Genomic DNA, 7,059 nt, shown 5'->3' with positions numbered 1-7,059 from the left:
CTGATCCGGGAGTACTTCCCGAAGGGCACCGACTTCGCTCAGGTCAGCGAAGAACGAATCCAGGAGATCGAAGACAAGCTCAACCTTCGACCGCGCAAGCGACTCGGCTACCGGGCCCCGATCGAAGTGCTGGAGCAATCTTTACAGCGGCGACGCGCCGCATGACGTGGCGTTGCACTTGTTGGTTGAATTCAGGCTCTATTAGCCTGACTGTTAAAACTGGAACCTTGGTCCCTGATCGGACTCGACCCAGCCGGGCATCATGTCTCGCGTTTTGCGATGTGGCGCTGCACCGTGTCCAGAAACTGCCCGACATTGAGGGGCTTGGTGAGATAATCCGTAAAACCCGCCGCCATACCGCGTTCGATGTCACGCGGCATGGCGTTGGCGGTGACCGCGACCACCGGGGTCTGCTCCAGTTCGGCCTCGGCCTGGAGCATCTCCAGTACCTGGTAGCCATCCATGCCCGGCAGGTTGATGTCCAGCAGGATCAGATCCGGTCGATAATTCCGAGCCAGATCAATACCCAGCCATGGGGTATGGGCGGTGAGCAGGCGGGCCTCCGGCAACTGCTCAACCAGCTGCTCCACCAGCCTCAGGTTCGCGGGGTTATCCTCGATGTACAGCACGGTACTGCTCTGTTCATCGGAGAGCCCGCAGTCCTCGGGAGACGCGTTTCGGGACGATGCAGACTCCTCGTCGCGGGGCTGGCCCGCGCCCTGCATCAGCGGCAGCTCGATCCAGAAGGTACTGCCTACTTCCGGCACGCTCCTCACCTCGACTTTCCCTCCCATCATTTCCACCATGCGCCGGGTGAGTGTCAGGCCGATGCCGGTGCCCTCGATCCCGCTGCTCTCGGCATCCAGGCGGTTAAAGGGGTCGAACAGCTGGTCCAGCTTGTCTTCCGAGATGCCTTTGCCGGTATCGTTAACCCGGATCCGGAGCCGGTCGTTGCCCTCACGGTGCGCGTCGACCTTCACGTGGCCGCCGTCGCGGTTGTACTTGACCGCATTGGAGACTAGGTTAAGAAGTGCCTGTTTCAATCGGGTCAGGTCCGCCCGTACCACGACACCCTCGGTCCCCTCGTCGTGAAGATCGATATGGCGCTGGGCGGCCATCGTACTCACAAGTGAAAGACATTCCTGAACGACCGGACCGACTTCCACCGGCTCCAGCGACATCTGGATCCTGCCGGATTCGATCTTGGCCAGATCCAGTACTTCATTAATGAGCTCAAGCAGATGCCTGCCAGCCCGCAGGATCTCGCCGACATGCTCCAGCGGCTCCTCACCAAGGCTGTCATCGTATTCCAGTAGCTGGCCGAACCCGAGGATCGCATTCATCGGCGTCCGAAGCTCGTGACTCATGCTCGACAGGAACTCGGACTTGGCCTGATTGGCGCGATCGGCTTCCTCCCGCGCGGCGATCAACGCATCTTCGGCCTGCTTGCGCTCGCTGATGTCGCGGAGCAACGCAACGAAGTACTGCTGACCGGCAATCGCAATTTCGCTGACCGAGACCTCCAGTGGAAAGCTGGAACCGTCGGCCCTTTGCCCCGTCAGCTCGACGGTTCGATTGATCATTGGCGCTTCACGGCTGGCCAGATGCCGCTGCAGGTCGCCTTCGTGTTCCGAAAGCAGCGATCTGGGGATGAGCATGGAAACGTTGTGCCCCACCAGGCCCTGCTGGTCGTACCCAAAGATGGTCCGGACTGCGGGGTTGACCAGTTGAATAAACCCTGCCGTGTCGATCACCAGCACGCCATCCAGAACGGAATTGACCACATGCTTGAAGATCTGCAGGGTCTCCTCGGCGGATTTCCGCGCATCAATGTCGCTGTGGATGCCGATCAGACGCAGCGGGGCACCGCGGACATCGCGTTCCACCACTGTGCCCCGGCACATCACCCATTTGTAACTACCGTCCTTGCAGCGCAGCCGCAACTCCACGCTGTATCGATCGCTGCGACCCTCGAGATAGTCATTGAGCCGCTCTAGCACCCGTTCCAAGTCGTGGGGATGAACCGAGGTTTCCCATGCTTCGATACGGGGCTCCATCTCGCCAAACGCGTAGCCCAGCATGGGCTCGTAGTAGCCCGAAAGCAGCATACGGCCAGTTTCGACATCCCACTCCCACACGCCATCGCCGGCCCCTTCAACAGCGAAGGCAAACCGCTGTTCGCTCTCTCGCATGCGCCGTTCGGCCTCGACCCGCTCGGTCACGTCCTGCACGGTGCCCGTCAGGCGTATCAGGTTGCCATCGGCGTCCGTTTCCGCCTGCGCAAGTTCGTGGACGTGGCGAACGCCGCCGTCGGGCCGGACGATGCGGTGCACGACATCGTGGCGGCCGGTTTTTGCGGCTTCCCGCACATCGTCGCGAACCAGTTGGCGGTCATCCGGATGAACGGCTGACTCAAACACTTGAGTACTCGGGGTGATGCTGCCGGGTTCATAGCCGAAGATGCGGTAGATCTCGTCGGACCAGACCAGCTCACCGCTGACCAGATCGGCCCGCCAGTGCCCGAGCGATGCGAGGGTCTGTGCCTCCAGGAGTTGCCGCTCCCGCTCGGCCAGAGCCGTCTCGGCACGCTTGCGGTCATCGATGTCCTGGACCACCCCGAGCATGCGCAAAGCTTTGCCTTCAGCATCGCGCTCCGTGGCTCCGCGCTCCAGGAGCCAGCGCACGGTGCCGTCGGGCCACACCACGCGATGCTCGATGTCGTACGGCACGTCTTCCGCCACACAGGCGTTTACCGCGGCACTCACCGCATCGCGGTCTTCCGGATGGATGGCGGCAAGAAAGTTTTCGTAGGAGGTTTCCACTTCTCCTTCCGAGTAACCAAACAACGGCGGGATGCGCTCGGACCAGTACAACTCGCCCGTGATGATGTTCCATTCCCAGGTACCCATGTTGGCGAACCTCTGCCCCCGGCGCAGGCGCTCCTTGGCGGCTTCCGCCGCTTGCTCGGCTAGTGTCCTCTCCGTGATGTTGGCGTGACTCACCACGACGCCACCACCATCGTGCGTCAATGGCAGCACCGTCATTTCATACCACCGAGCCTGGTTCGGCGAATGGCAGGGATACTCGAGCCGGAAACGCGGCGAGTGGCCTGCGATGACTGCCTCAATCCCTCTTGCCACGTCACTGGGTCTCGGCTCCACGGTGTCCTCGGCCTGCCTACAGACCTCCAGATAATTGGTACCAACATCGTCACCCCAATCCGCCTCCTTGGACTCGGGGGCGTTCTCCGCCGCATAGCGCCGCCAGGGTTCGTTGACCGCCAAGATCACGCCATCGCGATCGAGTACCGCGATATGCGCGGAAACCGAATCCAGTACATCCTGGGTGAAACGCTGCTGTTCCCGGATCGCCCGGTCAACCGCGGTACGAGGCAGTGCGCTGCCCACCAGTCCGGCGAGCAGGCTCAGCAAATCCAGGCCCATCGATTCGAGATGGGTGCCAAACCGATGATGGAAACAGATGGCTCCCAGGCTCTTCCCGCCGCGCCGGATCGGAAAGCCCGAAAAGGACCGGATACCCATGGACTCGCACAAGGCCTTCTCCGCCGCCGCCTCGGGCGGCAGTGCGGCCACGTCGGAAACTATTACCGGCTGGTCGCCCAGGAGATGGTCCCGCCACCAGGGAACCGCCGTCAGCGGGATGTCCTGCAGATCCTCCTGCTTGCGACCGACCCCGGGCGCGCACCATTCGTGGCTGCTGCCGATGCGCGTACCATCTTCCGAGAACTGGAACAGGTAGGCGCAGTCGGCGCCCAGGTGCATACCGACCCGACGCAAGATCCGATCAAGAGCCGCATCCAGCGAATCGGCGCTGGCCGCCAGCAAGTCGGCCGCCGCATCGCTAACCACCGCGCGCATGGCATTCTGTGCGCGCTGTGCGGCCTCGGCCGCCTTGATACGCGTGACGTCGGTGCGGATCGAGACGTACTGGTAGGGCAGTCCGTGCTCGTCCAGAAACGGCGTAATGGTGGACTGCACCCAGTACAGCGAACCGTCCTTCGCCCGGTTGCAGATCTCGCCATGCCAGTCCTGTCCGGACGAGATGGTCTCCCACATGGCCTCGTAGAACGCCGGTGAGTGCTCCTGCGTCTTGAGCATGCGGTGGTTCTGACCGATCAGTTCTGCGCGCTGGTAGCCACTGATCTCGCAGAACTTGTCATTGACATAGATAATGTTGCCCGCGACATCGGCGATACTCACGATCGCGTGTTGATCCAGTGCCATATGCTCGCGTTCCCGTTCGTACAGCGTGTCCTGCAGGCGCTGCTGCATCGCGGCATGCTGGCGCGAGCGGCGCGCACGGGCGCTGACCGCAGCCGCCAGGTGTTCGGCCTCCACCGGTTTGATCAGGAAGTCGTCCCCCCCCTGGCTGAGCGCTTCCAATTGCAGGTTTGTGTCGGTCTCGGCAGACAGGAACAGGATGGGCAGGGCCAGATACTCATCGCGCTCTCGCACCAGCGCCGCGAGTTCGGGCCCGCGAAGCTCGGGCATGTGGACGTCCAGCACCACAACATCGGGACGGAAGGCGTCCAGTGCTTCCAGGGCCTCGAGCGGCCGGCTTAGTGCCTGCACCGTCATGCCGGCGCCGCGCAGCACGCTGGACTGGGCCTCCAGCAACAGGGGATCGTCATCCACCAATAACACCCGGAAGGGATTCGACGGTGTCCGCCCTGTAAGGGCATCAAGCCGTTCGATCAGCGCCTGCGGGTTGATCGGTTTCAACAGGTACTGGCGGGCACCGGCCCGAAGGGCGGCTAGACGTGGCTCTACATCGTCGCGTACCGAAGTAACCACCACGGGCAGGCTCCCCTTGCTGCCCGTCTTGAGTTCGGCCAGAAGTTCTGTGTTAGCGGTATCGCCGTCGGGCAAGTCTCTGCTCAGGATAATGGCATCGGGTGCTCTATCCGCACGGAACGCGGCTCGGAGGTTATCCGGCGTGGAGAACAACCGCACGCGGTATTCTGCGTCCTGCAAAATACGGGTGAGGTCTTCACCCTGATCGGCATCGTCCTCGACGACCCAAACTAGTGATGAACTGTCGAGGCGTGACGGCCTATCGGGCGTTGAGCGATCAGGTGCCTCAAGCTCAAGCAGGCTCGAAGCCAGCGCTTCGATGTGCGCCAATCCCGCATCGATGGGAGACCAGGCCTCAGCCTTTGGGGGCACGCCGTCTTCTACGATCGCCTTAAGGCGGATTTCCAACTGGTGTGACGCAGAAGATACCGATTCCAGACCCAAAGTATCCGTGCTGCCGGTCAGGCTGTGGATCTGATGGTATAGACACTCTGCCCGGGTAGGATCCCAATGGGTGGGGTCGAGCTCTCGGTACTGCTTGCGAAGCCCGGACACTTGATCGGGGAGGACTTGGACAAACTGCCGCTGGAATTTGGTCAAAACATCGTTTGTTTCGGACATTGGCTGCCAGCCCTTCGGATATCACCAGACGAGCGGGCCGAGTTCACAACGCCACTGTGCCACGCCTTTCATCGCCAATTTCGAGGATAGCAGCCCTGAACCATGTTTGTATGCGCCCAACCCGTACTGGCATCGACGCCGGACCCAGCAGCGCCGGGACTTCTTCGTCTTCGCGACCTGCGCAAGGAGCTGATCGCTGCAGAATCCGAGCTTGGGCCCGAGGTGCTGGAAACCTTTGCCACCCTTCCGCTGCACAGCTCCGCGGAAGAGCGAGTGGTGGCGGCCATTCTCGGCATGTCTGACCGTTGACCCGGCTTGGAGGTAGGCCCGGCTTGTTCGGAGGGCCTCTGCATCCACCAGCGCATGGCCCGCCCGGATCACGCAACAGTTTTCTTCTGAGAATGGGTTGATTGCACAGCTACGGTGTGCCCTTGACGGAGTCGCCTTTGCGACTCGCGGCATCGACAGGAGGCCTGCACGTCAAGAACTGTCGCCTACCGACCGTAGATTCGATATCGGTCTCCCCGCACAAGCCACTACCTGCGGGATCGGGACATCCCATGTGATGAAGGAGGTCGGTATGCGTTTTTCGGGCTGTGCAAAAAGTTTGGTGTTATTTTCGGTCGTTGGTCTTTCCCTCGTCGGCGGGCAAGCTCATGCCTGGGACGTGAACTGCGAGGTGGATAGCTTTACTGACGAGGAGTCCTGCGTTATCCGCAACCACGATGTGGACAGCGGTCTTCTCACCATTCTGTCCATGACAGACGACGACATCTTCGGGCTGGTGACGGGGAAGGAGGGTGTGCTCTTTCGTGACACGTTCCTTGTGCGCATCGACGACAACGACGCCATGGATCTGGAGGAAGCCGCGAGACTCGTCTCATCCGGCAGTGGGCGTGTTGCCGCTCTCCTTTACGAGGAGACCGTGGAAGACCTGGTGACCCAGATGCGGGAAGGGCGCGAGATCAATGTTCGGCTCAGTGAGTTTCGTGGGGGGTATGTTGAGGCAAGCATTGGGCTGGAGGGCTTTGCCAGCGCATGGCGTGAGTTCAACGAGTCGGATCCCGAAGCGGCTTTCGATTTCTGATTGAGGAAGCGTGTGGTCGGCGGCCATTCCGGCTGCCGATGCTGGCATTAAAGCCAGCGTCTTGCGGCAACTTGCCATGGTGGCCTGAGAGGTGGCTGTCACGGCAGACCGCGCTCATGCACTTGGCCGGCCTGATTAGGCTGGAAGCGAGGGCGCACCTCCCAGGGGGGCGCCCCGAACCCTGTCGAGGCCGGTTACAGGATGCGGTCAGAAGATGTGAGGGCCTGGGTCGATCATTCGGATTCGGTATCCAGTAAGGGGTCCCCGCCGAGATGATCCACTAGCGCCTCGTATTCGTGCAGTGCTGCGAGCATCTGCACGAACTCGCTTTCGTGCAGCAGGACCACGCGTGAGCCGTCCTTGATGCGAACGAACTCGGGGTGCAGGACCAGTTCCTTGAATGCGATTTCGTTCGACATGGGCTCACTCGCTTCCGGGGTCGATGCGGACGGGTGTGCACGTTCGGCCCGTGCGTAGCAGGCTATGTTCCCGCGGCCGGGCGACAGAAACGGACGTCCCGATGGGCCACCCTGAAGG

3 protein-coding genes and 1 pseudogene are annotated in these 7,059 nt (G+C 61.7%); 2 read left to right on the top strand and 2 right to left on the bottom strand.

From position 1 onward, the window contains the following. Positions 1-260: 260 nt before the first annotated feature. Positions 261-5,435 (bottom strand): PAS domain S-box protein, encoded by a 5,175-nt coding sequence (locus tag F620_RS0113935; RefSeq protein ID WP_026331508.1) that lies wholly within the window; start codon positions 5,433-5,435, stop codon positions 261-263. A 121-nt stretch (positions 5,436-5,556) separates the two neighbouring features. On the opposite strand from F620_RS0113935, the pseudogene F620_RS15315 reads away from it, so the two are divergent. Together F620_RS15315 and F620_RS0113930 are read left to right on the top strand one after the other, a co-directional pair. Next, a pseudogene (locus F620_RS15315) lies at positions 5,557-5,744 on the top strand (hypothetical protein); the annotation flags it as partial. A gap of 253 nt (positions 5,745-5,997) precedes the next feature. After that, complete coding sequence (locus tag F620_RS0113930; RefSeq protein WP_155987050.1) at positions 5,998-6,522, top strand: hypothetical protein; 525 nt, start codon at positions 5,998-6,000, stop codon at positions 6,520-6,522. A gap of 233 nt (positions 6,523-6,755) precedes the next feature. Here the strand turns inward: F620_RS0113930 and F620_RS0113925 are convergent, their stop codons facing one another. Further along, positions 6,756-6,941, bottom strand: a complete 186-nt coding sequence (locus tag F620_RS0113925; protein ID WP_019571059.1) for a hypothetical protein — start codon at positions 6,939-6,941, stop codon at positions 6,756-6,758. Positions 6,942-7,059 lie beyond the last annotated feature (118 nt).

Source organism: Thioalkalivibrio sp. ALE11 (genome assembly GCF_000381205.1).
Taxonomy (GTDB): Bacteria; Pseudomonadota; Gammaproteobacteria; order Ectothiorhodospirales; family Ectothiorhodospiraceae; genus Thioalkalivibrio.
This window is presented reverse-complemented; position numbering and strand designations above follow the sequence as displayed.